Here is a 25058-nt window from a genome sequence, read left to right on the forward strand (position 1 = left end):
CTATCGCGGATAAATCCGCTCCTACAAGCGTACGTCCTGTAGGAGCGGATTTATCCGCGATAGGGCCGGGCCTGCAACCTTCACATCTGGGTAAACCTGCCCAACCGCTGTTTCAACATGCTGTTCTCACTGCGCAACTGCTGCACCTCCTGCAGCAGTTCCAGCGCCAGCGCCACCCCTTCCCATTCCAGCTCAAGTTCCTGATGCAGCTTGACCGCTCGCTTTGCCAACAACGGCGCCTGGTCATCGAACACCCAATCCTCCGGCGTTCGCCCCGAAGGCTCAACAATGCCGTGCTCGACGATTTCGATCACGTAGTCGGCCGTGATGTCGGCCTCCTGACACAGGGTATGCATGTCCAGTTGAACGATCAGGGTGCTGCTCATGATCACTTACTCCATTGTGTCCTCGGATTGAACGCAGCCTTCTCGGAAAGCTTGGTCCACAGTTCGCGGGTAGACGCGTCGGATGTCGGCGGCATGACCACCTTGAGCTGGGCATAAAGGTTGCCGCGCTCGCCCTGCTTGTTGGCCAGGCCCATGCCCGGTACGCGCAGGCGCTGGCCGCTCTGGCTGTCGGGGCGGATGGTCAGGTTGATCTTGCCGGTCAAGGTCGGTACTGCAACCTTGGTGCCCAGCGCAGCCTCCCACGGTGCCAGCGGCACGGTGATGATCAGGTCATGGCCTTCGACATCGAACAGCGGGTGCGGTGCCATGCGGATGGTCAGGAACAGGTCGCCATTGGCGCCACCACCACTGCCCGGCGCACCCTGGCCCTTAAGGCGGATGCGCTCGCCGTCGGTCACCCCGGCCGGGATCTTCACGTTCAGGGTCTTGGTGGTGAAGCCGGTGCGCTGGCCTGCCGCGTTGGTTTGCGGCACCTGGAAGCTGATCTGCTTCGATTCCTTGCTCAGGGTTTCTTCAAGGAAGATGGCCAGTTCCAGTTCCACGTCCTGCCCTCGCCTGCCGGCGCTACGTTGTTGACTGCGGCCACCACCGAACGGGTTGCCGCCACGGGCGCCGAAAATCGAGCTGAAGAAGTCAGAAAAATCGCCGCCCTCGAAGCCTCCGCCCGCACCACCACGGTTCTCCCAGCCCGGCGGGGCCTGGAACGGCCGGCCATGCTGGCCACCGTATTTGCGGATCTCGTCAAATTCGGCGCGCTTCTGGGCATCACCCAGCACTTCGTAGGCCTCGTTGGCCTCCTTGAATTTGTCCTCGGCGTCCCGCTCCTTGCTGACGTCGGGGTGATACTTGCGCGCCAGCTTGCGGTACGCGGCCTTGATCGCCTTCTCGTCCGCCGTGGGCTCTACGCCGAGTATCTTGTAATAGTCTTTGAAGTCCATCTGTGGATCACCAAGTGTGAATTTTCGTGTTGCATCTGAAGATAGGGTCCAAGCATAGCCTTTCAAGGTTCGCTTGGCTTTGCCCCAAGGCAGACGATCGGTCTTGATTCTGTTGCCAACTGGCATAAACTGCGCGGCCGTTTTGCCTCCGGAAGCCCTTTCCCATGTCTGACGTATCACCGGCCCGTGCCCTTGGCATCGACTTCGGCACCTCCAACTCCACGGTCGGCTGGCACCGCCCGGGCGTCGAATCGCTGATTGCCCTGGAAGACGGCAAGATCACCTTGCCTTCGGTGGTGTTCTTCAACATCGAGGAACGTCGCCCGGTGTACGGCCGCCTGGCCCTGCACGAGTACCTGGAGGGCTACGAAGGCCGCCTGATGCGCTCGCTCAAGAGCCTGCTCGGCTCCAAGCTGATCAAACATGATACCAGCGTGCTGGGCAGCGCCCTGCCCTTCAAGGACTTGCTTGGCATGTTCATCGGCGAGCTGAAAAAGCGCGCCGAAACTTCTGCAGGCCACGAATTCGACCAGGTGGTGCTGGGCCGCCCGGTGTTTTTCGTCGACGAAGACCCGGCTGCTGACCAGGAGGCCGAAGACACCCTGGCCGAAGTGGCCCGCAAGATCGGCTTCAAAGACGTGTCGTTCCAGTACGAACCCATTGCCGCGGCGTTCGACTATGAATCCGGCATCAGCCGTGAAGAACTGGTACTGATTGTCGATATCGGCGGTGGTACTTCGGACTTTACCCTCATCCGCCTGTCACCCGAGCGCCACCAGGTGGCCGAGCGCCAGAGCGACATCCTGGCCACCGGCGGCGTGCACATCGGCGGTACCGACTTCGACAAGCAGCTGAGCCTGCAAGGCGTAATGCCGCTGTTCGGCTACGGCAGCCGCATGAAAAGCGGCGCACTCATGCCCACCAGCTATCACCTCAACCTGGCCACCTGGCACACCATCAACGCCCTGTACTCGCAGAAGTCGCAGCTGGCCTTGGGCAGCATGCGCTACGACATCGAAGACACGCTGGGCATCGACCGCCTGTTCAAGCTGATCGAGCAGCGCGCCGGGCACTGGCTGGCGATGGAAGTGGAGGCCAGCAAGATCGAACTCACCGACTGCGAAAGCCGCCGTGTAGACCTCGGCCGTGTGGAGCGCGAACTGGGTGTGGACCTGACCCGTGCCGTGTTCGAAGGTGCCATTGAAGGTTTGCTGGAGCGGGTACGCGGTAGCGTCAGCGAACTGTTGGCCAAGGCAGGTGTGAGTGAGGGCCAGGTTGACACGGTGTTCTTCACCGGCGGTTCGAGCGGGATTCCGGCTTTGCGTAACAGTGTTGCGGCGATGCTGCCGAATGCGCGGCATGTCGAAGGGAACATCTTTGGCAGCATTGGTAGCGGGTTGGCGATTGAGGCGCGCAAGCGGTACGGATCGGTCTGATATCCGCGTTGGCGCCATCGCGGCTAAAGCCGCTCCTACAAGGGACGCACACCCCTTGTAGGAGCGGATTTATCCGCGATGAGGCCAGCCCCTAAATCAAACCAGCTCCGCCCGCTTCAACTCGCTCTTCAGGTAGGCATAATAAACCGGCCCCGCCACCACTCCCGGCAACCCGAACGCCGCCTCGAACACCAGCATCGCCAGCAACAGCTCCCACGCCTTGGCACTGATCTGCCCACCCACGATCCGCGCGTTGAGGAAATACTCGACCTTGTGGATAACGATCAAATACCCCAGCGCAGCCGCCGCAACCCAAATCGAAAGCGACAGGCCGACAATCGTGATCAGGGTGTTGGACATCAGGTTGCCGATCACCGGCAGCAGCCCCAGCAAAAAGGTCAGCACGATCAGCGTCTTGGTCAGCGGCAGGTGCACGCCAAACAGCGGCAGAACCACCGCCAGGAAGATGCCCGTGAACGCCGTATTCAACAGCGAAATCTTGATCTGCGCGAAAACGATGTTGCGAAACGCTTGCACCAGCAGGCTCAGGCGCTCGAATAACGCAGCCGCCAACGGTTTGCGCCGTGAAATGTCCGGAATGCGCTGCAGCGCAACGATCGCGCCGAGGATCATGCCAATCAGCAAGGTCACGAACATATGCGCCATGCCCTTGCCGACCAGTTGCAGGTCGCTCAGGTGGCTCCTGATCCATTCCCCGATGGCCACCTTGAACTCCGCCGCACTGGCCGGCAGGTAACCTTCGATGAACGGCGGCAGCTGGCCACGGGCACGCTCGACCAAGGCCATGAACTTGTCCAGCGAGGCGCCCGGGTTTTCCGCCTCGTGCAGCAGGAAGCTGAATGCCCCGGCTATCAGCAAGGTCAGGGTGCTGACCACCAGCGTGCCAAGCAGGGCAACAGCCAACCAACGCGCGCGCTGCCCGGCAATCACCGGCTGCAGGCGTGGCGTGAGCATATTGACCAGTTCGAACACCAGCAGCCCGGCCAGCAGGCTGGGCAGCAGTTTCAGGGGCAGCGCCAGCAGCAGGCCGGCAAATACGATGATCCAGCTGGCCAGGGTGACCTGGCGGGGGGTGAAGGTCATACAGCCTCAGGGGCAGACAGCGGAATTTACCCGCAGTCTGCCAGCCTTCGTCCTACACGCATAGGCGCAGGTCATTTCTTCTTCAGGCAGTCGCTCATGAAAGCCTTGCGCTCGTCACCCTTGAGGGCCTTGGTGCTGGCGTCGGCGTTGCAGGTCTTCATTTTTTCCTGCTGGGTTTGCGGCACGTCCTTCTTCAGACAGGTGCTCATGAAGGCTTTGCGCTCATCACCTTTGAGGGCCTTGGCAGTGGCGTCGGCGTTGCAGGTTGTCATCTTCTGCTGTTGTGCGGTGGCAGCAAAGCCTTGCGCACTGAACAACACAGCCAACGCCAGCAATGGCACGTGCAGCATCTTCATGGAGTGGTCTCCCGGTGCCCGCGCCCTGTGCGCGGTGGTGCTGGTGAGTGTAGCCAACATTTTCCTACAGCCCGGCAGCCTTCAGGCGTGCAGCGTGCTCGGTAAACAAACGCACAGGTTCGGCACCCTTGCCTACCGCGCCGAGAGACTGGTTGACGATGTCGAGGTGGTCTAGCGGGTAGTCGTCACCAATCACTTGGCCAAGGTGCGAGCTGAAACGCCCGACCATGCCGTCACACTGGCCCTTTTCCTTGACGAAGCTGCGTGCAAACAGGCGGCAGAAGCGGTTGCTGCCATCAAAACGATTGCGGCCCTGGTCGGTGATGCCTGGCTGCAAGGTGCCCGACCAGGAGTAGTAGCGCACGCCATTGACCTCGCCCGGCCCCTCGCCGCCCCACGTGGTCGGCAGGCCCTGTGGATAAGCCTGGTTGAACAGCGCTACCCCAGGGCTGGTCAGCGACTGGTGCGAGGCGTGCACGTCGATGGGCAGCGGATCACGACGCCAGCCGGTTTCGAGCCACACCAGCAGCACGGCCAGGCCATGCAGCACCGCCCTGAGGATGCGCCCTTGGGGTGAGTCACCCGGCGCCGTGCGTGCCAGGTGGTCGGCCAGCTCCGAACCATGGTTGGGGCCGGCCACCGAAGTCACCGACGCAACGCGATCCGGGCGCTTGGCTGCCGCGTAACGGGCACTCAACGCACCTTGGCTATGGCCAATCAGGTTGACCTTTTCGGCACCCGTGCGCTGGCAGATGTCCTCGATGATCGCCAGTAACTGCTCACCCCGTACTTCGCTGGCGTGCAACGGCGAAATCTGCACGGGGAATACCTGTGCCCCGCCTTTGCGCAAGGCCGGCACGATGCCGAACCAGTAAGGGTAAAGCACCAGCCGGACAAAACCGAGCATGCCCGGCACCAGCACCAGAGGGTATCGCGTTGCCAGTTCCTGTTGCATTGCCCCAGCCCCTTTCCGTGGTCGACCGGCCAACACTACCCCTCTGCTGATGACGATCGCAATCGAACTCCCGGCGCGCCGCGCGGTTCCAACCAAAACAGACCCTGAGCAAGGAGCGGGACCATGTACAAACAGACCCTGGCAATCCTTCTGGCAAGCGCAACCCTGGCCGCCTGCGGCAGCCGCCCGGAAAACCCGGTGGATTACGTCACCTACCGCGACGAGCCGCTGGTCAAGCAGGTGGAAAATGGCATGACCATGCAGAAGGTCATTGCCATCGGCGGCAGCCCATCCAACGTGATCGACCTGCCCCATGGCGGCACCTGCAACGACTACATCCTCAACCGCGACGGCCACCAGCAGCCTTACTACGTGCGCTTCGACGCCACCGGCCACGTGGATGCCAAGGGCTTCAAGACCTGTAAACAACGTGAAGAGGACAGCGATGCCGTAAAAGGCGCGTAAGCCTCCCGCCCACCCTGACCACCTGTCCTGATCTGTTTGGAGACAACCATGAGCAATGTTGAACTGACCGATGTGCAAACCCTGCGCAAGCGCGCCCGCCAGCATGTAGAAGATGGCGCGGTGACCGAGGGCTACCAGGCGGATCGCCAAGAGATCCTGCGCCTGCTGAATGAGTCGCTGGCAACCGAACTGGTTTGCGTGCTGCGCTACAAGCGCCACTACTTCATGGCCAGCGGTATCAAGGCGAGCGTGGCGGCCGCGGAATTCCTGGAGCATGCCACCCAGGAAGCCGAGCACGCCGACAAGCTGGCCGAGCGCATCGTGCAGTTGGGTGGCGAGCCGGATTTCAACCCGGACAACCTGACCAAGAATTCCCACGCCCAGTACGTGGCGGGCAGTTCACTAAAAGAGATGGTGCTGGAAGACCTGGTGGCCGAGCGGATTGCGATCGACAGCTACCGGGAAATCATTCAGTACATTGGTGACAAGGACCCGACCACGCGACGCATCTTCGAGGACATTCTGGCGCAGGAAGAAGAGCACGCAGACGACATGTCGGATTTGCTGCAGGGGCTGTGATTGCTGCCGCGCAGGCCAGTTGTACCCGCAGCCTCCGTCAGGCGAACAGTTCGCCCTGAATCCGCTCCAGCAGCTTCTGGATTTCTTCCAGCCGCTGCTGGGGTGAATCGATCGCCAGCAAATCGAGCTTGTCCTCTTCCATGAACGGCAACAGATACGCCAGCTGATTGGCCAACGCCTGGCGCCCATCGACCTCGCGCGGCATGTCCAGGGCCTCGACCATCGGGTGCTCGCCAAGCGCCACCAACAGCGCCAGCAGGTCGTCATCGTGCTCGGTCAAGGGGCTGTCTGGCTGCTCTGGCAACCAACTCACCTCCCCTACCAGCAGCTGGTCCTTCTGCACCTCGGTCTGGCTCAGCTCAAAGCGCCGCACACCCTCAACACGTATACCCAGCAGGCCGTTATCCTGCTGCACGAAATCGCGAATCATCGCTTCGCAGCCGATCGATGCCACCACGGGTGGTGCTTTGCCAACCTGTTCGCCTTCGACAATGCACACCACGCCAAAACCGGCGCCCTGCTTCATGCAACGGCCGATCATGTCCAGGTAGCGCGCCTCGAAGATCTGCAAATCCAGCAGGCACCCGGGAAACAGCACGGTATTCAGGGGAAACAGCGGTAGCGTCATCACAAGTCCTCAAGCCACCAGGCTGACCGCCAACGGCAGGAACACCGCCGTGGCCACCCCCATCAGGCTCATCGCCAACGCGGCAAATGCGCCGCACTCGTCACTTTCCTGCAGGGCCACCGAAGTGCCCACGGCATGTGCCGTAACGCCCAGCGACATACCACGCGCCTCGGGGCTGTGTACACCAAAGCGGCTCAACAGCGCCGGGCCGAATATTGCCCCGATCACCCCCGTGATCAGCACGAACACGGCGGCCAATGCTGCCACGCCACCAATTTGCTCCGCTACCAGCATGGCGATCGGCGAGGTCACCGACTTGGGCGCCATGGTCATGAGGATCATGTGCTCGGCACCAAACCACCAGCCCAGCAACAGGCAGCAAAGGGTGGCGAACAGGCCCCCGATTACCAGCGTAGTAAATGTGGGCCAGAACAGTTGGCGGATACGCCGCAGGTTGAGGTAGAGCGGTACGGCAAGGGCCACGGTGGCAGGCCCCAGCAGGATGTTCATGATTTCGGTGCTTTTGCGGTACTCGCTGTAGTCGATGCCGCACACCAGCAACACACCGATCACCACCAGCATCGAAACCAGCACCGGCTGCAGGAAGATCCAGCGGGTTTTCTCGTAGGCGGCGAGCACGATCTGGTACGCCCCCAAGGTAATGCCAATGCCGAACAACGGGTGGTGCACCACGGCATCAATAGCGCCATGCCAGTCGAACATCATGGCTGCTCCTCACCTTTGCCCTGGCGATGCATGAGTTTTTGCATCAACACACCAACGAACACCAAGGTGACCAGGCAAGAGATCAGCAAGGCACCGACAATGGCCCAAAAATCTGCAGCGATGTCCTTGGCATAGACCATCACCCCCACGGCAGGCGGCACCAACAGCAATGGCAGGTAACGCAGCAAGCTGCCAGCCGCCTCATTCAAAGGCTTGCCCACTTCGCCCCTGGCCATGAGAAAGGCCAACAACAGCAGCAGGCCGATGATCGGGCCCGGCAGAATCGGTACGAACAGGTGATTGATCGCCGTCCCCAGCAATTGAAACAACACCAGCCAGGTCAAACCACGCAACAGCATAAGCATCTCCTTCGGGCATGCCGGCCATTATAAGCACGCACAGCCGATAAGCCGATATTCGCCGAAAAGCAGGCAACTTGACTGAAACGCTTGGGCGTGCTGATCTTGCACCTTCGTACCAAATGACAACTTGGAGAGTCGCAGATGCCCTATGTACCGGTTAACGAGCTGTCGCAGTACGTTGGAAAGGAACTGGGACGTTCCGATTGGCTGACGATCGATCAGGAGCGCATCAATTTGTTCGCCGAGGCCACCGGTGATTTCCAGTTCATTCATGTGGACCCGGTCAAGGCGGCTAAAACACCTTTCGGCTCCACCATTGCCCACGGGTTCCTCACCCTCTCGCTGATCCCCAAGCTGATGGAAGACATCCTCGTATTGCCCGAAGGGCTGAAGATGGTCGTCAACTACGGTTTGGACAGTGTGCGATTCATTCAGCCAGTGAAGGTAGACAGCAAGGTGCGCCTGAAGGTGGACCTGGGTGAGGTGACCGAAAAGAAGCCGGGGCAGTGGTTGCTCAAGGCAACGGTGACACTGGAAATTGAAGGCGAAGAAAAGCCGGCCTACATTGCGGAACCGCTGTCGCTCTGCTTCGTCTGATCGGGCCTTTTCCCGTGGCTGGCCCGCGCCTACAAGCTCTGTAGGTGCAGGCCTACCGCACGAAGGCAGATGCCCCCATATCTGCCCCACCCCGTTCTGCGGCATACTCGGCAGACTTTTTGCCCGGATTCCGCCATGCGTCCATTGCTCCCGCTCGCCCTGACCCTGATGCTCGCCGCCTGTGGCGACGGTGAGTCGCTGTCGCCGCCAGACGCACGCCTGCCTGACGGCGGCCGCTACCGGGGCCAGGTGGTGGATGGCCTGCTGCAAGGCGAAGGGCGCATCGATTACCCCAATGGCAGCTGGTACGCCGGTGGCTTCAAGGACGGCCAGTGGCATGGCCAGGGCGAATGGCACGGCAGCAATGGCGAGGTGTATCGCGGGCAGTTTGCTGCCGGGCTGTTCCAGGGCCTGGGCGACCTGACCACACCTGGCAGCCACTATGCAGGCACCTTCAGCCATGGGCGGCGTGATGGCGAAGGCTCACTGAAGCAGGCCGACCAGACCTACCGCGGCCAGTTCAAGGACGACCAGTACGAAGGTGCAGGCGAGCTGGAGCTGGCTGATGGCAGCCGCTACCAAGGCCTGTTCGCCAAAGGTAAGCCCAACGGCGCCGGAGTGCGCAGTGACGCCAGCGGCAACCAGTTCAGCGGCCGCTTCGTCGATGGGCAGTTGCAAGGCAGCGGCACGTACGACAGCGTCGATGGCGAGCAGTACATCGGTGAGTTCAAGGACAACCGCCTCGAAGGCCGCGGCCGCTACGAAAATGCCGACGGTGATGTGTGGATTGGCGAATTCAAGGATGGGGCGCTGCTCGGTGAAGGTGAACTGCTGGGCAGCGACGGCAGCCATTACAAGGGCAGCTTCGTTGACTGGCGCCTGCACGGCCAGGGCAGCCTGCAACTGCCCGACGGCAGCAAATACGTGGGCGGTTTCGAAAACGATGCGTATCAGGGCCAAGGGCGCCTGACCTTGCCCAACGGAAAAGTCGAAGCCGGGCAATGGGCCAACGGCGTGCGCGTACGCGACCAGCACGGCAAGCTGCTGGCCGACCCACTGGACCTGGCCCTGCTTAATCAAGGCCGGCTACTTGAAGAGTCGCTGGCCCGTGTACCCCGCTCGATATCACCTATCCAGCTGTACAGCCTGGTGGTGGCCGGCGATGGCCAGCAAAGTGTGTTTCTGCGTGAAGCCGACTACGTCAGCAACATGCTCAAAGTGCGTTTCGGTGCCCGTGGCCAAGTCACGCTGGTAAACCACCGCGACCAGATGACCACGCGGCCCATGGCCACCCGCGAGAACATTACCCGCGCCGCCCGCACCTTGGCCGAGCGCAGCGGCCCGGAAGACCTGGTGTTCATCTACCTCACCAGCCACGGCAGCCACGACCACCAGTTCTTGCTCGACCAGCCGCGCCTGCAGTTGGCCGACCTGCCCGCCGACGAACTGGCCAGCGCCCTCGCCCCGCTGAAGGACCGCGACAAGGTAATCGTCATCTCTGCCTGTTATTCAGGGGGCTACATCGCCCCATTGAAGGATGAGCGAACCCTCATCATGACCGCCGCTCGGGCCGATCGGGTGTCGTTCGGCTGTTCCGAAGAAGCCGACTTCACCTACTTCGGCGATGCCTTGTTCGCCCAGGCACTGAACCAGACCGACGACCTGAAACAGGCGTTTGAACTGGCGCGCAGCAGCGTTGCCGAACGAGAACAAAGGGAAGGTTTTGAAGCCTCCGAGCCGCAAATGTGGGCGCCGCCAGCAGTACTGGCACATTGGCAGCGCCTGCGCCAGCATCAAGCTGAGGAAGCCTTGCGCAATGCGGCACAAGCCAAGGCAGAAGAGGCAAAAAAGCCCGGCGCCCACTAAGCTTGTGTGTAACAAGGGAGAGACATCATGTATTTGACGCCTCAGCATGTCCTGCTTGCCGGAGCCACCGGTCTTACGGGTGAACACCTGCTCGACCGCCTGCTCAACGAACCCACTATCAGCCGCGTACTGGCGCCAACCCGCCGGCCGCTGGCCGAGCACCCGCACCTGGAAAACCCGGTGGGTGACCCGGCCGTGTTTCTCCCGCAACTGGCCGGGCGCGTGGATATTGCCTACTGCTGCCTTGGCACCACCCTGAAGCAGGCGGGCTCCGAGCAGGCCTTCCGTGCGGTGGACCTGGACATGGTCGTGGCGTTCAGCAAGCGTGCCCGGGAGATGGGGGCACGTCATTTGCTGGTGGTGAGCGCCATTGGCGCAGACCCCAAGTCTTCGATTTTCTACAATCGGGTCAAGGGCGAGATGGAAGAAGCGCTCAAGGCTCAGGATTGGCCGCAACTGACCATCGTCAGGCCTTCGTTGTTGCTGGGTGAGCGCGTGCCGCCGCGCCTGGGTGAACAGCTGGCATCTCCGTTCATGCGCTTGATCCCCGGAAAGTATCGGGGGATTGAAGCCTGTACCCTGGCTCGGGCGCTATGGCGGCTGGCGTTGGAAGAAGAGGATGGGATTCGGGTGGTCGAGTCGGATGAGTTGCGAAAGCTGGGCAAGAAGTAATCGTTGCGCAAGGGCCCGCATATCCCCTGTAGGAGCGGCTTCAGCCGCGAAGGGCCCTCACAGGCCACCGGTTGCCTGAAACCCTACCCCTGCCGCCGTCAGCAACGACAACGGCAGCAACAACGTATCAAGCAACATGCTCCCCGGCAGGTCCAGCCCCGGATAGGCCGGAGCCTCAGCCCCGTAATGATCCTTGGGGCAACACCCGCCATTGATCACATACAAGTCCAGCCGCGTACCGGCATACACCACCGGTGCCCCCGGCTTGTTGGCATCCAGCGTGCGCACCGTGGCGCAACCGCCCAGCAGGCTCGCCGCCAGCAACCCGGCAAAGGCACGCTTCAATCATCCACTCCGTAATGGTGCTCACCCCAGCGTGGCAACATGTCTTGCGGGATATTCAGCAGGTTGAGCACCCGCGCCACCACAAAGTCGACCAGGTCATCGATGGTCTGCGGCTGGTGATAGAAGCCCGGTGCAGCCGGCAGGATCACGGCGCCCATTTGCGAAAGCTTGAGCATGTTTTCCAGGTGAATGGTCGAAAACGGCGCCTCACGCGGCACCAGAATCAACTGGCGGCGCTCCTTCAAGGTCACGTCGGCCGCACGCTCGATAAGGTTGTTGCAGGCACCGGTCGCAATGGCCGACAGCGTGCCGGTGGAACACGGCACCACCACCATCGCAGCGGGCGCGCCTGAGCCGGAGGCCACCGGCGACATCCAGTCTTCCTTGCCATACACGCGGATCTGCCCATCGGCAGCGCCGGTGTATTCGGTCAAAAAGGCCTGCATCGCCTGAGGCTTGGCCGGCAACACCACGTCGGTTTCGGTGGCCATCACCAGTTGCGCCGCCTTGGAGATCAGGAAGTGCACCTCGCGGTCTTCACGTACCAGGCAGTCGAGCAGGCGCAGGCCATATTGCGCGCCCGACGCGCCGGTCATGGCCAGGGTGATGCGTTCCGGCCCGCTCACTTCAGGGCCTCGGCCAGTTTGCCGTGCAGGCCGCCGAAGCCACCGTTGCTCATGATCACGACATGGGTGCCCGGCCGCGCCTGGCCTTTGACCCGGTCAATGATGGCGTCAAGGCTGTCGGCAACCACGCTGGGCACCGTGCACTGGGCAGCGGTGGCAGCCAGGTCCCAACCCAGGTTGGCAGGGGCGTACCAGATCACCTGGTCGGCATCGTTGACGCTTTCCGGCAGGCCATCACGGTGGGCGCCCAGCTTCATGGAGTTGGAGCGCGGCTCGATGATCGCGATCACAGGCGCCTCGCCTACCCGCTTGCGCAGGCCGTCCAGGGTAGTGGCGATGGCAGTCGGGTGGTGCGCGAAGTCGTCATAGATGGTTACGCCCTGTACTTCGGCAACCTTTTCCATGCGGCGCTTGACGCTCTTGAATGCGCTGAGGCCTTCGATGCCCATGGCCGGCACCACACCTACGTGGCGGGCAGCGGCGAGGGTGGCCAAGGCATTGGCGACGTTGTGCTGGCCGGTCAGCGCCCAATCCACAACACCTTGTGCTTCACCATCAAACAGCACTTCAAAGCGGGAGCCATCGGCACTGAGCAAACGCGCCTGCCATTGGCCACCTTGGCCGGTGGTTTGCACCGGGGTCCAGCAGCCCATGCCGATCACCCGCTCCAGCGCCTGCTCGATGGTTGGGTGAATCACCAGGCCTTCACTCGGAATAGTGCGTACCAAGTGGTGGAACTGCCGTTCGATGGACGCCAGATCCGGGAAAATATCCGCATGATCGAACTCAAGGTTATTGAGGATCGCAGTGCGTGGGTGGTAGTGCACGAACTTGGAACGCTTGTCGAAGAAGGCGCTGTCGTACTCATCGGCCTCGACCACGAAGAACGGCGTGCCGCCAAGGCGCGCAGACACCGAGAAGTTCTGTGGCACGCCACCGATCAAAAAGCCCGGGCTCATGCCCGCGTGCTCCAGCACCCAGGCCAGCATGCTGCTGGTGGTGGTCTTGCCATGGGTGCCGGCCACGGCCAGTACCCAGCGGCCCTGCAACACATGGTCCGCCAGCCACTGTGGGCCGGACACATACGGCAGGCCCTTGTTGAGCACGTACTCCACCGCCGGGTTGCCCCGCGACATGGCGTTGCCGATGACGACCAGGTCCGGTGCCGGGTCCAGCTGGGCAGGGTCATAGCCCTGGGTCAGCTCGATGCCCTGGGCTTCGAGCTGGGTGCTCATCGGCGGGTAGACGTTGGCGTCGGAGCCGGTGACGCGGTGGCCAAGTTCCTTGGCCAGCACCGCCAGCGAACCCATGAAAGTGCCGCAAATACCGAGAATGTGAATATGCATGGTCGACCTCGCAAAACCTGGACGCAGGGTAGCCCAGGGCGAGGGAAATCGCACCCGCTGTTTCGCTCAGACGCCCCGGGTAATGCCGTGTTTGCGCAGTTTTCGATACAAGGTATTGCGGCTGATGCCCAATTGCTCGGCAACCCGCGTCAGGTGCCAGTGGTTTGCCTCTATCCTGGCGACCAAAGCATCGCGTTCTGCCTGTAGGAGCGGCCTTGTGTCGCGATCGGGCTGCGAAGCAGCCCCATCGGATTCGGCGGCTGGGTTGAGAACCTGGGGCCGCGTTGCGGCCCTTTCGCGACACAAGGCCGCTCCCACAACGAGTGGGGGGAGGTCTGCGAACGTTATGTGTGAGCCCTCACATAGGGCAACCAGGGTGCGAAGTACGTTGCGCATCTGGCGCACATTGCCCGGCCAGGCAAAGTCCAGCAGCGCCTGTCGGGCTTGCGGCTCGATCTCGATCAGTTGGCCATGCGCTTCCTGACGCAGCAGAAACGCCAGCAGCTGCTGCTTGTCGCTGCGTTCGCGCACCGCGGGTAGCGCTACTTCCAACCCGTTCAGCCGATAGTAAAGGTCTTCACGAAAGCTGCCCTGCTCCACCCGCTCCAGCAAATCCCGGTGGGTGGCACTGATGATGCGCACATCCACAGCCTGAGGCTCGCCACCAATCGGCACCACCTGGCGCTCCTCCAGTACACGCAGCAAGCGGGTTTGCAGGGCCAGCGGCATATCGCCGATCTCGTCCAGAAGCAAGGTGCCACCATCGGCCTGTAGCAGCTTGCCGCGCATACCCTCCTTACGCGCCCCTGTAAAACTGCCGCCACGATAGCCGAACAGCTCACTCTCGATGAGGCTCTCGGGGATCGATGCACAGTTGACGGCCACAAACGGTTTGCCGCTACGCTGGCTGGCCTGGTGCACGGCCTGGGCGAACGCCTCTTTGCCACAGCCGGTTTCGCCGCGTAGCAACAGCGGCACGTCACGCTCGAACACACGCAGGGCCCGGTGGAAGTCGTTTTGCAGGGCCGGGTCGAGCAGGCAGATGCCGGCTTGCTCTGCCGGCCTGGCAAGCGGCTGGCTGGCAGGCACCGACCACACCGGCATGCGCGCCTGCCCCCGCACGCTGGCAAACACCTGGCGGCCATCATGGGTGTACAACGGCCAGGCCGTGCTGCCACCGGGCATCGCACGGCTGAACAACTCGTCATGGCTACAGGCGAAAAAACGCTCCATCGACTTGCCTAGCACAGCCCCGCGCACCGTGCCCAGCAGGTTGAGCGCGCTCTGGTTGGCGGCGCAAATCCGGCCTTCCCCGTCAAACGCCAGCAGGCCTTCGCTGAACAGGCCAACCGACTCGGCCTGCAAGTGAAAACGCAGCAACCATTGCTGTTCGAAGTGGCGAAGGAAGTAGCAACTCTCGATCATCTTTGCCGAGAGGTTGACCAGCGCCATGGTGTGGAACTGGCTCTGGCGTGATACGTCAGGCCGCGCAGAGGACACGTCGAGCACGGCCAGCAATTCGCCATGGGGGTCGAAGACGGGGCTGGCGGAGCAGGTCAGCCCGGTGTGGCGACCACGGAAATGCTCTTCCTGGTGGATGGTCAATGCCTGGCGCTCCACCAGGCAGGTGCCGATGCCGTTGGTGCCTTCGCGAGCCTCGCTCCAGTCGGCGCCCAGCCACAACCCCGCCCGTTCAAAGATCCGCCGTTCGCTTGGGGCTGTTACACAGTTGAGGATCACCCCGCGGGCGTCGGTCAGCAGCACCGCATGGCCAGCACCGGAAAGCTGCTGGTGCAGGCTGTTCATTTCGGTGTCGGCAATTTTAAGCACCTGCCTCAGGCGCTCGCGGCTTTCCAGCAGGCGGCCGTGCTCAAGCACCACCGGCGCCTGGGCCACTGAGGGGTCGAGGTGGTAGTCCTCCAGGCAACGCAACCATGAACGGGCAATGGAAGGGTCACTGCCGGCCGCGCCGCGGGCAACCGTATGCACCTGCTGGGCATGGCGGCTGAAGTGATTGCTCTGCATTAGTTGTTGTTCTCCGCAGATAGAGCGTGCAGCCAGCATCCTCCCCGCGGACCGCCCGGTCAAGGGCGTGCCGAAAACGGTACAAAGTGTCACGTGTGCCGTGCCAGCGCTGGCACACAGCCCGTTCCGCAACCCAGTAGAAATGATCCAAGTCATTGATTTGGCTGGCACCCAAAACGCTGGCCCAACCTTTGCTCTACGCTTTTCAACTCCCTAACAAACACAATAGCCAGGAGACACACCATGCGTTACGCACATCCCGGTACCGACGGCTCGAAGGTTTCGTTCAAGAGCCGCTACGGCAACTACATCGGCGGTGAGTTCGTAGCTCCGGTCAAAGGGCAATATTTCGAAAATACCTCGCCGGTGAACGGCAAGCTGATTGCCGAATTCCCCCGCTCCACTGCCGAAGACATCGATAAAGCGCTGGACGCCGCCCACGCCGCGGCCGATGCCTGGGGCCGCACCTCGGTGCAGGACCGCTCCAACGTGCTGCTGAAAATCGCCGACCGCATCGAGCAAAACCTCGAAGTGTTGGCCATTACCGAAACCTGGGACAACGGCAAACCAATCCGTGAAACACTGAACGCCGACATCCCGCTGGCCGTGGACCACTTCCGCTACTTCGCTGGCTGCATCCGCGCCCAGGAAGGCGGCGCGGCCGAAATCAACGAAGGCACAGTGGCCTACCACATTCACGAACCGCTGGGCGTGGTCGGGCAGATCATCCCGTGGAACTTCCCACTGTTGATGGCCGCTTGGAAACTCGCCCCGGCGCTGGCTGCCGGCAACTGCGTGGTGCTGAAACCGGCCGAGCAAACACCGCTGGGCATCACCGTACTACTCGAACTCATCGGCGACCTGCTGCCACCTGGCGTGCTGAACGTGGTGCAAGGTTATGGCCGCGAAGCCGGCGAGGCACTGGCCACCAGCAAGCGCATCGCCAAGATTGCCTTCACCGGTTCTACCCCGGTGGGCTCGCACATCATGAAGTGCGCCGCCGATAACATCATCCCGTCCACCGTGGAACTGGGCGGCAAATCGCCGAACGTGTACTTCGAAGACATCATGCAGGCCGAGCCGAGCTTCATCGAGAAGGCGGCTGAAGGCATGGTGCTGGCATTCTTCAACCAGGGCGAAGTGTGCACCTGCCCGTCGCGGGCACTGGTGCAGGAATCGATCTACCCGCAGTTCATGGAAGTGGTGATGAAGAAGGTGCTGCAGATCAAGCGCGGCGACCCGCTGGACACCGACACCATGGTCGGCGCCCAGGCATCCCAGCAACAATTCGAGAAGATCCTCTCGTACCTGCAAATTGCCCAGGAGGAAGGTGCCGAACTGCTCACCGGCGGCAAGGTCGAGAAGCTGGAAGGCTCACTGGCTACCGGCTACTACATCCAGCCGACCCTGCTCAAGGGCAACAACAAGATGCGCGTGTTCCAGGAGGAAATCTTCGGCCCGGTGGTCAGCGTCACCACCTTCAAGGACGAAACCGAAGCCCTGGCGATTGCCAATGACACCGAGTTCGGCCTGGGCGCCGGCGTGTGGACCCGCGACATCAACCGCGCCTATCGCATGGGCCGTGGCATCAAGGCCGGCCGCGTGTGGACCAACTGCTACCACCTGTACCCGGCGCATGCCGCGTTTGGCGGGTACAAGAAGTCAGGCGTTGGGCGTGAGACGCACAAAATGATGCTCGACCATTACCAACAGACCAAAAACCTGCTGGTGAGCTACGACATCAACCCGCTGGGCTTCTTCTAAACCGAGCCGCGGCCCTCGCGGATGAATCCGCTCCTACAGGCGTGCCCCTGTAGGAGCGGATTGATCCGCGATGGGCCGCAAAGCGGCCCCAACAGCTCTGGCCCACTTCCTGCAGTCCCCATCACCATCGGCCCGGAACCCCTCCGGCCACCAAGAAAAAAAACAGGTGACCCATGCCAAGCGATCACTCCGCCGACACATCGGCAGGTTCTTCCGTAGATTTCGAAAAAGTCGGCTCGGACTACTTCCAGCAACGCGAACTGAAAAAAGGCGCCGCCGGCTGGGTGCTTTTGGTTGGCCTGGGCGTGGCCTACGTGATTTCCGGCGACTACGCCGGCTGGAACTTCGGCCTCGCCCAAGGCGGCTGGGGCGGCATGTTCCTGGCCACGTTGCTGATGGCCACCATGTACCTGTGCATGTGCTTCTCGCTGGCTGAGCTGTCCTCGATGATCCCAACCGCAGGCGGCGGCTACGGCTTTGCCCGCAGCGCCTTCGGCCCTTGGGGCGGGTTTCTCACCGGCACGGCCATTCTGATCGAATACGCCATTGCTCCTGCAGCCATCGCGGTGTTCATCGGCGCTTACTGCGAGTCACTGTTCGGCATCGGCGGCTGGATGATCTACCTGGCGTTCTACATCGTGTTCATCGGCATCCACATTTTCGGTGTGGGTGAAGCTCTGAAGCTGATGTTCATCATCACTGCCATCGCGGCCATTGCGTTGGCTGTTTTCCTGGTGGGCATGGTGCCCCATTTTGATGCAGCCAACCTGTTCGACATCGCACAAACCGACGCCGCCGGCGCCAGCAGCTTCCTGCCGTTTGGCTATGTTGGCGTGTGGGCAGCTATTCCTTACGCGATCTGGTTCTTCCTGGCCGTCGAAGGTGTACCGTTGGCCGCCGAAGAAACCAAAAACCCTAAACGCGACCTGCCACGCGGCCTGATCGGAGCAATGCTGGTGCTAGTGGCCTTTGCCCTGCTGATTTTGGTGGTCGGCCCGGGCGGCGCAGGCTCCGACGCGCTGAAAGCCTCGGGCAACCCGCTGGTCGAGGCGCTGTCGATTGCTTACGGCGGCTCCACCTGGATGGGCAGCTTCGTCAACCTAGTCGGGCTGGCAGGCCTGATCGCCTCGTTCTTCTCGATCATCTACGCCTATTCGCGGCAGATTTTCGCGCTTTCCCGTGCGGGTTACCTGCCACGAAAACTCTCCGAAACCAATAAGAGCAAGGCGCCGGTACTGGCACTGATCATCCCCGGCATCATCGGTTTTGCCCTGTCGCTGACCGGCCAGGGTGACCTGCTGATTCTGGTGGCAGTGTTCGGGGCTACGCTGTCCTATGTGCTGATGATGGCCGCGCACATCACCCTGCGTATTCGCCGGCCAAAAATGGAGCGCCCGTATCGTACCCCAGGCGGCATCTTCACCTCGGGCGTTGCACTGGTGCTGGCTTGCATCGCGGTGGTCGCGGGCTTCCTTGTCGACCCACGGGTGGTGATTGGCGCCGCAGTGATTTATGCGGTATTGATTGCCTACTTTGCTTTCTACAGCCGCCACCACCTGGTAGCGGGCACGCCGGAAGAGGAATTCGCCGCAATCCAGAAGGCCGAAGAGGCCCTGCACTGATTGCCGACACCCGCCGCAGGCCTGGCCTGCGGCGCTCTGGAGATTCTGTATGGCAAGTTTCGTACACACGGTAGGCAACCTGGTCTACCGGTTCGACAGCCTCAAGGACGTGATGGCCAAGGCCAGCCCCGCACGTTCGGGGGACTTTCTAGCGGGGGTTGCCGCCAGCAACGACGGCGAGCGGGTTGCCGCGCAGATGGCACTGGCCAACATCCCGCTCAGCCATTTTCTGAATGAAGCGCTGATCCCCTACGAAGAAGACGAAGTTACCCGGCTGATCATCGACACCCACGAAGCGCAGGCCTTTGCGCCAGTCAGCCACCTTACGGTGGGCGGGTTGCGCGACTGGTTGCTGAGTGAGGAGGCCAACGAAGACAGCCTGCGCGCGTTGGCCCCGGGCCTGACACCGGAAATGGCCGCCGCCGTGTCGAAAATCATGCGCGTGCAAGACCTGGTGCTGGTGGCGCAGAAAATCCGCGTCGTCACCCGTTTTCGCGGCACCATGGGCCTGCGCGGGCGCCTGTCCACCCGCCTGCAGCCCAACCACCCGACCGATGAACCCGCCGGGATCGCCGCCAGCATTCTCGACGGCCTGCTGTATGGCAACGGCGATGCCATGATCGGCATCAACCCGGCAACCGACAGCATTGCATCCATCTGCGCGCTGCTGGAGATGCTCGACGCCATCATCCAGCGCTACGACATCCCTACTCAGGCCTGCGTGCTGACCCACGTCACCACCTCGATTGAGGCCATCAATCGGGGCGTGCCGCTGGACCTGGTGTTCCAGTCCATCGCTGGTACCGAAGCGGCGAACGCTGGCTTCGGCATCAACCTCAATGTTTTGCAGGAAGGCTACGAGGCAGGCCTGTCGCTCAACCGCGGCACCCTCGGGCAAAACCTGATGTATTTCGAAACCGGCCAGGGCAGCGCTTTGTCGGCCAACGCCCACCATGGGGTCGACCAGCAAACCTGCGAAACCCGCGCCTACGCCGTGGCCCGCCACTTCAAGCCGTTTTTGGTGAATACCGTGGTCGGCTTCATCGGTCCGGAATACCTGTACAACGGCAAGCAGATCATCCGTGCCGGCCTTGAGGACCACTTCTGCGGCAAGCTGCTGGGCGTGCCGATGGGCTGTGACATTTGTTACACCAACCATGCCGAAGCCGATCAGGACGACATGGACACCCTGCTGACCCTGCTCGGCGTTGCCGGCATCAACTTCATCATGGGCATCCCCGGTTCCGACGACATCATGCTCAACTACCAGACCACCTCGTTCCACGACGCGCTCTACGCCCGCCAGACACTGGGCCTGAAGCCAGGCCCGGAATTCGAGGCCTGGCTGGCACGCACGGGCATCTTCACCCAGGCCGATGGCCGCGTACGCTTCGGCGACAACCTGCCGCCGGCATTCCGCCAGGCATTGGCGCAGATTGCATAGGGATGACCATGGACCCGCGAACTCCAACCCCCGACAACCCTTGGCTGGCCTTGCGCACCCTCACCCCCGCGCGCATTGCCCTGGGCCGCAGTGGCACCAGCCTGCCAACCGGCGCCCAGCTGGACTTCCAGTTTGCCCACGCCCAAGCCCGCGATGCTGTGCACCTGCCCTTCGACCACGGCGCCCTGAGCGAGCAACTGAAGGACCGTGGCCGCGACAGCCTGGTGTTGCACAGTGCCGCCAGCGACCGTCACCAATACCTGCAACGCCCCGACCTGGGCCGGCGCCTGAACGACGACTCGGTCGAAGCACTGCGCGCCCATGCGCAAGCCAACCCGGGCGGCGTCGACCTGGCCATCGTGGTGGCCGATGGCCTCTCGGCGCTGGCCGTGCACCGCCATACCCTGCCATTCCTGACGCGTTTCGAAGAACAGGCGGCGGCCGATGGCTGGACCAGCGCCCCGGTGGTACTGGTGCAGCAGGGCCGCGTCGCCGTGGCCGACGAAGTGGGCCAGTTACTGGGCGCGAAGATGACCGTCATGCTGATCGGCGAGCGCCCAGGGCTCAGCTCGCCCGACAGCCTGGGCCTTTACTTCACTTATGGCCCGCGGGTAGGCCTGACGGATGCCTACCGCAATTGCATCTCCAATGTGCGCCTTGAAGGGCTGAGCTACGGCATGGCCGCCCATCGCCTGCTTTACTTGATGCGCGAGGCCTGCCGCCGGCAGCTGTCGGGTGTGAATCTTAAGGACGAAGCGGAGGTCCATACGCTCGACAGTGATAACGCTTCCAACCAAAAAGGAAATTTCCTACTCGGTGAAGGGTAAAAAACATGTCACGGAGGGCGGATTGCGCTTGTAGCCTGCATTGGGCAGCATGCACCTGAATGCTGGCAATCCGCTGTTTCCCTAAATGGACTCTGAGGGCCGCACATGCGCATCATCAAAGCAACCCTGGAACACCTCGACCTGCTCACCCCACTGTTCGTGAAATACCGCGAGTTCTATGGGCAGCTTCCTTACCCTGACAGTTCACGTGCGTTTCTGGAAAAGCGCCTCAAACGCGGCGAGTCGGTGATCTACCTGGCACTGCCGGACGATGACGACGGCAAGCTCATGGGCTTTTGCCAGCTGTACCCGAGCTTTTCGTCGCTGTCGCTGAAACGGGTATGGATTCTCAACGATATCTACGTGGCGGAGGATTCCCGGCGCATGCTGGTGGCTGACCACCTGATGCGTGAGGCGAAGAAGATGGCCCGGGAAACCCAGGCCGTGCGGATGCGGGTTTCGACCAGTGCCAACAATGAGGTGGCACGCATGACTTACGAGTCCATCGGGTTTCGTAAAGATACCGAGTTCGAGAACTACGTGTTGCCGATCAACTCCGATTGACCTGTACTGGCCTCTTCGCGGGTAAATCGCAGCGGCGAACCGCCGCTCCCACAGGTACAACACAACCCTTGTGGGAGCGGATTTATCCGCGAAAAGGCCTGCACCGAATCACGCCAGTAACCCCTCGCTACAATCTCCCCGGGCACGTTGCCCACTTCGCCGTATAATGCCTCCTCCTGACATGTATGAAATTTTACCCACCCGCAGGTCCGCGCCCGTAGCTGCGGGTCAAGAACACAGGTGCTGTACATGGAATTCAACCCGCTGGACCTTATCCTGCATCTCGATGCCTACCTCGACCTGCTTGTCACCAACTACGGCCCCTGGATCTACGCCATCCTCTTTACCGTGATCTTCTGCGAAACCGGCCTGGTGGTAATGCCCTTCCTGCCGGGCGATTCGCTGCTGTTCATCGCCGGTGCAGTGGCTGCGGGCGGCGGCATGGACCCGGTGTTGCTGGCTGGCCTGCTGATGGCTGCGGCAATCATGGGCGACAGCACCAACTACGTGATCGGGCGAACGGCGGGCGAACGGCTGTTCAACAAGCCCAATTCGAAAATTTTCCGCCGGGACTACCTGCAGCGCACCCACGAATTCTATGAACGCCATGGCGGCAAGACCGTGACCCTGGCGCGCTTCCTGCCGATTCTGCGTACCTTCGCACCGTTCGTCGCCGGCATCGCCCGCATGCACTACCCACGCTTCCTGGGCTTCAGCGTTGCGGGTTCGCTGCTGTGGGTCGGTGGCCTGGTCACACTGGGTTACTTCTTCGGCAACGTGCCATTCATCAAGCAGCACCTGTCGCTGATGGTGGTGGGCATCATCTTCCTGTCGCTGGTACCGATGGTGCTGGGCCTGCTGCGCGGCCGGCTGGGCCGCACAGCCAAGGCGCACTGACGGCCACATGTGGTCGTTCAGCGCCTGGCGGCGCAAGCGCACCCTGGCGCGCTACCCGATAAGCCCCGAGCAATGGCAGGTGGTTCGCGACCGCCTACCGATGCTTGATGGCATCACCGACGACGAGGACCGCTGGCTGCGCGAGGCCTGCATCCTGTTCCTGCTCGAAAAACACCTGACCACCCTGCCCGGCGTTGAACTGGGCGACGAGCAACGCCTGTTCCTTGCCGCCCAGGCACAACTTCCGTTGCTGCACCTGGGCGAACTGAACTGGTACCAAGGCTTTCACGAAATCATCCTTTACCCTGACGATTTCAAGAGCCCCCAACGCCACCGCGATGCCAGCGGCGTGGAGCACGTGTGGGATGCCGAGCACAGTGGCGAGGCGTGGCAACAAGGCCCGGTGATCATGGCCTGGGCCGGGGTGCTGAGCAGCGGCGGTTGGGAAGCCTACAACCTGGTAATCCACGAACTGGCGCACAAGCTCGACATGCTCAACGGCGACGCCAACGGCCTGCCGCCCTTGCACCCTGACATGCGCGTTGAGGCCTGGGCCACAGCCATGCAGCAGGCCTTTGACGACCTCAACCGCCAGCTCGACGCCAACCCCGACGCCGAAACCGCCATCGACCCCTATGCGGCAGAAAACCCGGCCGAGTTCTTTGCGGTCACCAGCGAATACTTCTTCAGCGCCCCCGACCTGCTGCACCAGGCTTATCCACAGGTGTACCAGCAGTTGGCGCTGTTCTACCGCCAGGACCCGCTCACCCGCCTTGCGCACCTGCAGGCCGAACACCCGGACTACCGCGAAAGCCACGCCTGATGCGCCCGCGCATCAGGTGGGGCGTGGCATGCCCAGGCGGAATGTGCCTATAATCGCCGCCACTTTTTTGATCAAACACGGGGGCACTGCCCAATGAGCTACAGCAAGATTCCGGCAGGCAAAGACCTGCCGAACGACATCTACGTCGCCATCGAGATCCCGGCCAACCACGCGCCGATCAAATACGAAATCGACAAGGACAGCGACACCCTGTTCGTCGATCGCTTCATGGCCACCCCGATGTTCTACCCAGCCAACTACGGCTTTATCCCGAACACCCTGGCTGACGACGGCGATCCGCTGGACGTGCTGGTTGTTACCCCGTACCCGGTTGCTCCAGGCTCGGTCATCCGTGCCCGCCCGGTTGGCGTACTGAACATGACCGACGACGGCGGCGGCGACGCCAAGGTTGTTGCTGTTCCGCACGACAAGCTGTCCCAGCTGTATGTTGACGTGAAGGAATACACCGACCTGCCAGCCCTGCTGATCCAGCAGATCGAGCACTTCTTCGAGAACTACAAAGACCTCGAAAAAGGCAAGTGGGTCAAGATCGAAGGCTGGGAAGGCGCCGACGCCGCCCGTGCCGCGATCACCAAATCGGTTGCAGCCTACAAAGGCTGATTACCGGCTTGATAAAAAACCCGCTTCGGCGGGTTTTTTTATGGTCGTACATTGGCCGGTAAAAATTCCTACGCGTTCCTACGCCGCTATCCTACAAATCGGCAAATTTCCTACAAATTAATTGATCGCACGGTTTATTTCCCCGCAAGATCGGCGCCGTTACACTCCGTTCCATGAAGAAGAACTCATCCGGTGACCGACTCAGGGCCCTTCTGCGCGAGTGCGGCCTGACCCCCTCCGATTTCGCCGCCCAGCGCCGAATCACGCCGCAACACGTGAACAACTGGTTCAGGCGTGGCGTCCCGCTGGCTCGGATCGATGAGCTGGCCGACCTCTTTTGCGTGCACCGGCGCTGGTTACGCTGTGGCGAAGGCCCCAAGTACCCCAGCGCGATCCTGCGGACGATCACATCTCAAGAGCCCCAGGAAAACGTACCGACATCCTTGGCCAGCCAAGGCGTGCAACTGGTTAAGGTGCCTTACCACGAAATACGCGATGGCCTGCTGGTTGCGCTGACTGGCCAATCACTTCGCCTGCCTAACAAAGCCTTGCGGGCATTGGGTGTCACCACCCGCAAGGCCATTTGCCTGAGCATGCCGGCCGACAACATGGCGCCGCTGATCCCGCGCGATGCCTTGCTGGCGATTGACCTGAGCCAGACCAAAGTGATCGACGGCGAAACCTATGCCTTGCTGCACAATGGTGAGTTCAGGGTGAACAGGCTCAGCCTGGGCCACAGCGGCACGCTTTGCCTGCACAGCCATGATGGGCGCAGTTATAGCGTGGAACGCTACACGGCGGCGCAACGCAGGGCACAAAAGCTGGTGGTACTTGGCTGGGTATTCCATTGGTCGCATTTTCGCCACCGCCGCCCTCGCTGACACAACCTGTGCCAATTTTTGCTGGGCATCCCGCGCCAGCCCTTGTATGCTACGCGGCACATTCAGCCCCGGCCGGCGCAAGCCGCGTTCCAGAGGGCCTGGCGACGCTCCACACGACCGTTTGCCATTTCTTTCAGGCCCTTGATGGCCACACAGTTAAGGCGGTTGCGGCTTACCATAAA

General features: G+C 61.9%; 27 protein-coding genes. 15 read left to right on the forward strand and 12 right to left on the reverse strand.

Annotation, left to right across the window (positions count from 1 at the left end; genetic code table 11):
* Positions 1 to 80 precede the first annotated feature (80 nt).
* Together PVV54_RS23325 and cbpA are read right to left on the reverse strand one after the other, a co-directional pair.
* Positions 81 to 386 carry a chaperone modulator CbpM gene (locus PVV54_RS23325; RefSeq protein ID WP_274907488.1) on the reverse strand — a complete coding sequence of 102 codons (306 nt, stop codon included), beginning with the start codon at positions 384 to 386 and terminating at the stop codon, positions 81 to 83.
* Between the two features lie 2 nt (positions 387 to 388).
* Positions 389 to 1345: a curved DNA-binding protein gene (cbpA, locus tag PVV54_RS23330; RefSeq protein WP_274907489.1), complete on the reverse strand. Its 957-nt coding sequence runs from the start codon at positions 1343 to 1345 to the stop codon at positions 389 to 391.
* A 164-nt stretch (positions 1346 to 1509) separates the two neighbouring features.
* Here cbpA and PVV54_RS23335 point away from each other — a divergent pair, with 164 nt between their 5' ends.
* Positions 1510 to 2781 (forward strand): Hsp70 family protein, encoded by a 1272-nt coding sequence (locus PVV54_RS23335; RefSeq protein WP_274907490.1) that lies wholly within the window; start codon positions 1510 to 1512, stop codon positions 2779 to 2781.
* Between the two features lie 96 nt (positions 2782 to 2877).
* Here PVV54_RS23335 and PVV54_RS23340 read toward each other — a convergent pair whose 3' ends face one another.
* The 3 genes from PVV54_RS23340 to PVV54_RS23350 form a co-directional block, all read right to left on the reverse strand.
* Positions 2878 to 3885 (reverse strand): AI-2E family transporter, encoded by a 1008-nt coding sequence (locus PVV54_RS23340; protein ID WP_274907491.1) that lies wholly within the window; start codon positions 3883 to 3885, stop codon positions 2878 to 2880.
* A gap of 71 nt (positions 3886 to 3956) precedes the next feature.
* Positions 3957 to 4241, reverse strand: a complete 285-nt coding sequence (locus PVV54_RS23345; RefSeq protein WP_274907492.1) for a PsiF family protein — start codon at positions 4239 to 4241, stop codon at positions 3957 to 3959.
* A 64-nt stretch (positions 4242 to 4305) separates the two neighbouring features.
* Positions 4306 to 5196 carry an esterase/lipase family protein gene (locus tag PVV54_RS23350; RefSeq protein WP_274907493.1) on the reverse strand — a complete coding sequence of 297 codons (891 nt, stop codon included), beginning with the start codon at positions 5194 to 5196 and terminating at the stop codon, positions 4306 to 4308.
* A gap of 123 nt (positions 5197 to 5319) precedes the next feature.
* Here PVV54_RS23350 and osmE point away from each other — a divergent pair, with 123 nt between their 5' ends.
* On the forward strand, positions 5320 to 5661 hold the full coding sequence (gene osmE / locus PVV54_RS23355) for an osmotically-inducible lipoprotein OsmE (RefSeq protein WP_274907494.1): 342 nt from the start codon (positions 5320 to 5322) through the stop codon (positions 5659 to 5661).
* Positions 5662 to 5709: 48 nt separating this feature from the next.
* On the forward strand, positions 5710 to 6240 hold the full coding sequence (locus PVV54_RS23360; protein WP_274907495.1) for a ferritin-like domain-containing protein: 531 nt from the start codon (positions 5710 to 5712) through the stop codon (positions 6238 to 6240).
* A gap of 37 nt (positions 6241 to 6277) precedes the next feature.
* Here PVV54_RS23360 and PVV54_RS23365 read toward each other — a convergent pair whose 3' ends face one another.
* From PVV54_RS23365 to PVV54_RS23375, 3 genes are read right to left on the reverse strand one after another with little or no spacing between them, the layout of a single operon-like run.
* Complete coding sequence (locus tag PVV54_RS23365; RefSeq protein ID WP_274907496.1) at positions 6278 to 6868, reverse strand: LON peptidase substrate-binding domain-containing protein; 591 nt, start codon at positions 6866 to 6868, stop codon at positions 6278 to 6280.
* 9 nt (positions 6869 to 6877) lie between these two features.
* Positions 6878 to 7594: an LrgB family protein gene (locus tag PVV54_RS23370; protein ID WP_274907497.1), complete on the reverse strand. Its 717-nt coding sequence runs from the start codon at positions 7592 to 7594 to the stop codon at positions 6878 to 6880.
* The gene (locus PVV54_RS23375; RefSeq protein ID WP_274907498.1) at positions 7591 to 7953 is read right to left on the reverse strand and encodes a CidA/LrgA family protein; all 363 of its coding nucleotides are present in this window, start codon (positions 7951 to 7953) and stop codon (positions 7591 to 7593) included. Before PVV54_RS23375 ends, PVV54_RS23370 begins: the two co-directional genes overlap by 4 nt.
* A 144-nt stretch (positions 7954 to 8097) precedes the next feature.
* Between PVV54_RS23375 and PVV54_RS23380 the strand changes: the two genes are divergently transcribed.
* The 3 genes from PVV54_RS23380 (at position 8098) to PVV54_RS23390 (ending at position 11091) form a co-directional block, all read left to right on the forward strand.
* A complete protein-coding gene (locus PVV54_RS23380) occupies positions 8098 to 8553 on the forward strand; it encodes a MaoC family dehydratase (protein WP_274907499.1) in 456 nt (151 codons plus the stop codon).
* Between the two features lie 135 nt (positions 8554 to 8688).
* Positions 8689 to 10419 (forward strand): C13 family peptidase, encoded by a 1731-nt coding sequence (locus PVV54_RS23385; RefSeq protein WP_274907500.1) that lies wholly within the window; start codon positions 8689 to 8691, stop codon positions 10417 to 10419.
* A 27-nt stretch (positions 10420 to 10446) separates the two neighbouring features.
* Positions 10447 to 11091: an oxidoreductase gene (locus PVV54_RS23390; protein WP_274907501.1), complete on the forward strand. Its 645-nt coding sequence runs from the start codon at positions 10447 to 10449 to the stop codon at positions 11089 to 11091.
* 57 nt (positions 11092 to 11148) lie between these two features.
* Here PVV54_RS23390 and PVV54_RS23395 read toward each other — a convergent pair whose 3' ends face one another.
* The 4 genes from PVV54_RS23395 to PVV54_RS23410 form a co-directional block, all read right to left on the reverse strand.
* Positions 11149 to 11436 carry a YceK/YidQ family lipoprotein gene (locus PVV54_RS23395; protein ID WP_274907502.1) on the reverse strand — a complete coding sequence of 96 codons (288 nt, stop codon included), beginning with the start codon at positions 11434 to 11436 and terminating at the stop codon, positions 11149 to 11151.
* A complete protein-coding gene (ubiX, locus tag PVV54_RS23400) occupies positions 11433 to 12062 on the reverse strand; it encodes a flavin prenyltransferase UbiX (protein WP_274907503.1) in 630 nt (209 codons plus the stop codon). Before ubiX ends, PVV54_RS23395 begins: the two co-directional genes overlap by 4 nt.
* On the reverse strand, positions 12059 to 13408 hold the full coding sequence (gene mpl, locus PVV54_RS23405; protein WP_274907504.1) for a UDP-N-acetylmuramate:L-alanyl-gamma-D-glutamyl-meso-diaminopimelate ligase: 1350 nt from the start codon (positions 13406 to 13408) through the stop codon (positions 12059 to 12061). The genes ubiX and mpl overlap by 4 nt, the downstream gene beginning before the upstream one ends.
* 66 nt (positions 13409 to 13474) lie before the next feature.
* Complete coding sequence (locus tag PVV54_RS23410) at positions 13475 to 15433, reverse strand: sigma-54-dependent Fis family transcriptional regulator (protein WP_274907505.1); 1959 nt, start codon at positions 15431 to 15433, stop codon at positions 13475 to 13477.
* 243 nt (positions 15434 to 15676) lie between these two features.
* On the opposite strand from PVV54_RS23410, the gene exaC reads away from it, so the two are divergent.
* The 9 genes from exaC to PVV54_RS23455 all read left to right on the forward strand — a co-directional run bounded on the left by exaC (position 15677) and on the right by PVV54_RS23455 (position 24876).
* Positions 15677 to 17197 (forward strand): acetaldehyde dehydrogenase ExaC, encoded by a 1521-nt coding sequence (exaC, locus tag PVV54_RS23415; protein ID WP_274907506.1) that lies wholly within the window; start codon positions 15677 to 15679, stop codon positions 17195 to 17197.
* Positions 17198 to 17370: 173 nt separating this feature from the next.
* A complete protein-coding gene (eat, locus tag PVV54_RS23420) occupies positions 17371 to 18819 on the forward strand; it encodes an ethanolamine permease (RefSeq protein ID WP_274907507.1) in 1449 nt (482 codons plus the stop codon).
* A gap of 49 nt (positions 18820 to 18868) precedes the next feature.
* The gene (locus PVV54_RS23425; protein WP_274907508.1) at positions 18869 to 20263 is read left to right on the forward strand and encodes an ethanolamine ammonia-lyase subunit EutB; all 1395 of its coding nucleotides are present in this window, start codon (positions 18869 to 18871) and stop codon (positions 20261 to 20263) included.
* 8 nt (positions 20264 to 20271) lie between these two features.
* The gene (eutC, locus tag PVV54_RS23430) at positions 20272 to 21090 is read left to right on the forward strand and encodes an ethanolamine ammonia-lyase subunit EutC (protein WP_274907509.1); all 819 of its coding nucleotides are present in this window, start codon (positions 20272 to 20274) and stop codon (positions 21088 to 21090) included.
* A gap of 105 nt (positions 21091 to 21195) precedes the next feature.
* On the forward strand, positions 21196 to 21654 hold the full coding sequence (locus PVV54_RS23435) for a GNAT family N-acetyltransferase (protein WP_274907510.1): 459 nt from the start codon (positions 21196 to 21198) through the stop codon (positions 21652 to 21654).
* 249 nt (positions 21655 to 21903) lie between these two features.
* Positions 21904 to 22551 carry a DedA family protein gene (locus tag PVV54_RS23440; RefSeq protein ID WP_274907511.1) on the forward strand — a complete coding sequence of 216 codons (648 nt, stop codon included), beginning with the start codon at positions 21904 to 21906 and terminating at the stop codon, positions 22549 to 22551.
* Positions 22552 to 22558: 7 nt separating this feature from the next.
* Entirely contained in the window at positions 22559 to 23374 is an 816-nt protein-coding gene (locus PVV54_RS23445) for a M90 family metallopeptidase (RefSeq protein ID WP_274907512.1), read from the forward strand.
* Positions 23375 to 23467: 93 nt separating this feature from the next.
* Positions 23468 to 23995 carry an inorganic diphosphatase gene (gene ppa, locus PVV54_RS23450; protein WP_274907513.1) on the forward strand — a complete coding sequence of 176 codons (528 nt, stop codon included), beginning with the start codon at positions 23468 to 23470 and terminating at the stop codon, positions 23993 to 23995.
* Between the two features lie 173 nt (positions 23996 to 24168).
* Positions 24169 to 24876, forward strand: a complete 708-nt coding sequence (locus tag PVV54_RS23455; protein ID WP_274907514.1) for a LexA family transcriptional regulator — start codon at positions 24169 to 24171, stop codon at positions 24874 to 24876.
* Positions 24877 to 25058 lie beyond the last annotated feature (182 nt).

The sequence above is a fragment of the Pseudomonas sp. PSKL.D1 genome (genome assembly GCF_028898945.1).
Taxonomy (GTDB): domain Bacteria; phylum Pseudomonadota; class Gammaproteobacteria; order Pseudomonadales; family Pseudomonadaceae; genus Aquipseudomonas.

Coding starts and splice junctions, on each gene's coding strand:
- PVV54_RS23385 (WP_274907500.1), top strand. CDS start 8,689: ATGCGTCCATTGCTCCCGCTCGCCCTGACCCTGATGCTCGCCGCCTGT.
- ppa (WP_274907513.1), top strand. CDS start 23,468: ATGAGCTACAGCAAGATTCCGGCAGGCAAAGACCTGCCGAACGACATC.
- eat (WP_274907507.1), top strand. CDS start 17,371: ATGCCAAGCGATCACTCCGCCGACACATCGGCAGGTTCTTCCGTAGAT.
- exaC (WP_274907506.1), top strand. CDS start 15,677: ATGCGTTACGCACATCCCGGTACCGACGGCTCGAAGGTTTCGTTCAAG.
- PVV54_RS23375 (WP_274907498.1), bottom strand. CDS start 7,953: ATGCTGTTGCGTGGTTTGACCTGGCTGGTGTTGTTTCAATTGCTGGGG.
- osmE (WP_274907494.1), top strand. CDS start 5,320: ATGTACAAACAGACCCTGGCAATCCTTCTGGCAAGCGCAACCCTGGCC.
- PVV54_RS23345 (WP_274907492.1), bottom strand. CDS start 4,241: ATGAAGATGCTGCACGTGCCATTGCTGGCGTTGGCTGTGTTGTTCAGT.
- PVV54_RS23445 (WP_274907512.1), top strand. CDS start 22,559: ATGTGGTCGTTCAGCGCCTGGCGGCGCAAGCGCACCCTGGCGCGCTAC.
- PVV54_RS23365 (WP_274907496.1), bottom strand. CDS start 6,868: ATGACGCTACCGCTGTTTCCCCTGAATACCGTGCTGTTTCCCGGGTGC.
- PVV54_RS23370 (WP_274907497.1), bottom strand. CDS start 7,594: ATGATGTTCGACTGGCATGGCGCTATTGATGCCGTGGTGCACCACCCG.
- PVV54_RS23350 (WP_274907493.1), bottom strand. CDS start 5,196: ATGCAACAGGAACTGGCAACGCGATACCCTCTGGTGCTGGTGCCGGGC.
- PVV54_RS23325 (WP_274907488.1), bottom strand. CDS start 386: ATGAGCAGCACCCTGATCGTTCAACTGGACATGCATACCCTGTGTCAG.
- cbpA (WP_274907489.1), bottom strand. CDS start 1,345: ATGGACTTCAAAGACTATTACAAGATACTCGGCGTAGAGCCCACGGCG.
- PVV54_RS23335 (WP_274907490.1), top strand. CDS start 1,510: ATGTCTGACGTATCACCGGCCCGTGCCCTTGGCATCGACTTCGGCACC.
- PVV54_RS23380 (WP_274907499.1), top strand. CDS start 8,098: ATGCCCTATGTACCGGTTAACGAGCTGTCGCAGTACGTTGGAAAGGAA.
- mpl (WP_274907504.1), bottom strand. CDS start 13,408: ATGCATATTCACATTCTCGGTATTTGCGGCACTTTCATGGGTTCGCTG.
- eutC (WP_274907509.1), top strand. CDS start 20,272: ATGGACCCGCGAACTCCAACCCCCGACAACCCTTGGCTGGCCTTGCGC.
- PVV54_RS23360 (WP_274907495.1), top strand. CDS start 5,710: ATGAGCAATGTTGAACTGACCGATGTGCAAACCCTGCGCAAGCGCGCC.
- PVV54_RS23455 (WP_274907514.1), top strand. CDS start 24,169: ATGAAGAAGAACTCATCCGGTGACCGACTCAGGGCCCTTCTGCGCGAG.
- PVV54_RS23340 (WP_274907491.1), bottom strand. CDS start 3,885: ATGACCTTCACCCCCCGCCAGGTCACCCTGGCCAGCTGGATCATCGTA.
- PVV54_RS23390 (WP_274907501.1), top strand. CDS start 10,447: ATGTATTTGACGCCTCAGCATGTCCTGCTTGCCGGAGCCACCGGTCTT.
- PVV54_RS23435 (WP_274907510.1), top strand. CDS start 21,196: ATGCGCATCATCAAAGCAACCCTGGAACACCTCGACCTGCTCACCCCA.
- PVV54_RS23425 (WP_274907508.1), top strand. CDS start 18,869: ATGGCAAGTTTCGTACACACGGTAGGCAACCTGGTCTACCGGTTCGAC.
- PVV54_RS23440 (WP_274907511.1), top strand. CDS start 21,904: ATGGAATTCAACCCGCTGGACCTTATCCTGCATCTCGATGCCTACCTC.
- PVV54_RS23410 (WP_274907505.1), bottom strand. CDS start 15,433: ATGCAGAGCAATCACTTCAGCCGCCATGCCCAGCAGGTGCATACGGTT.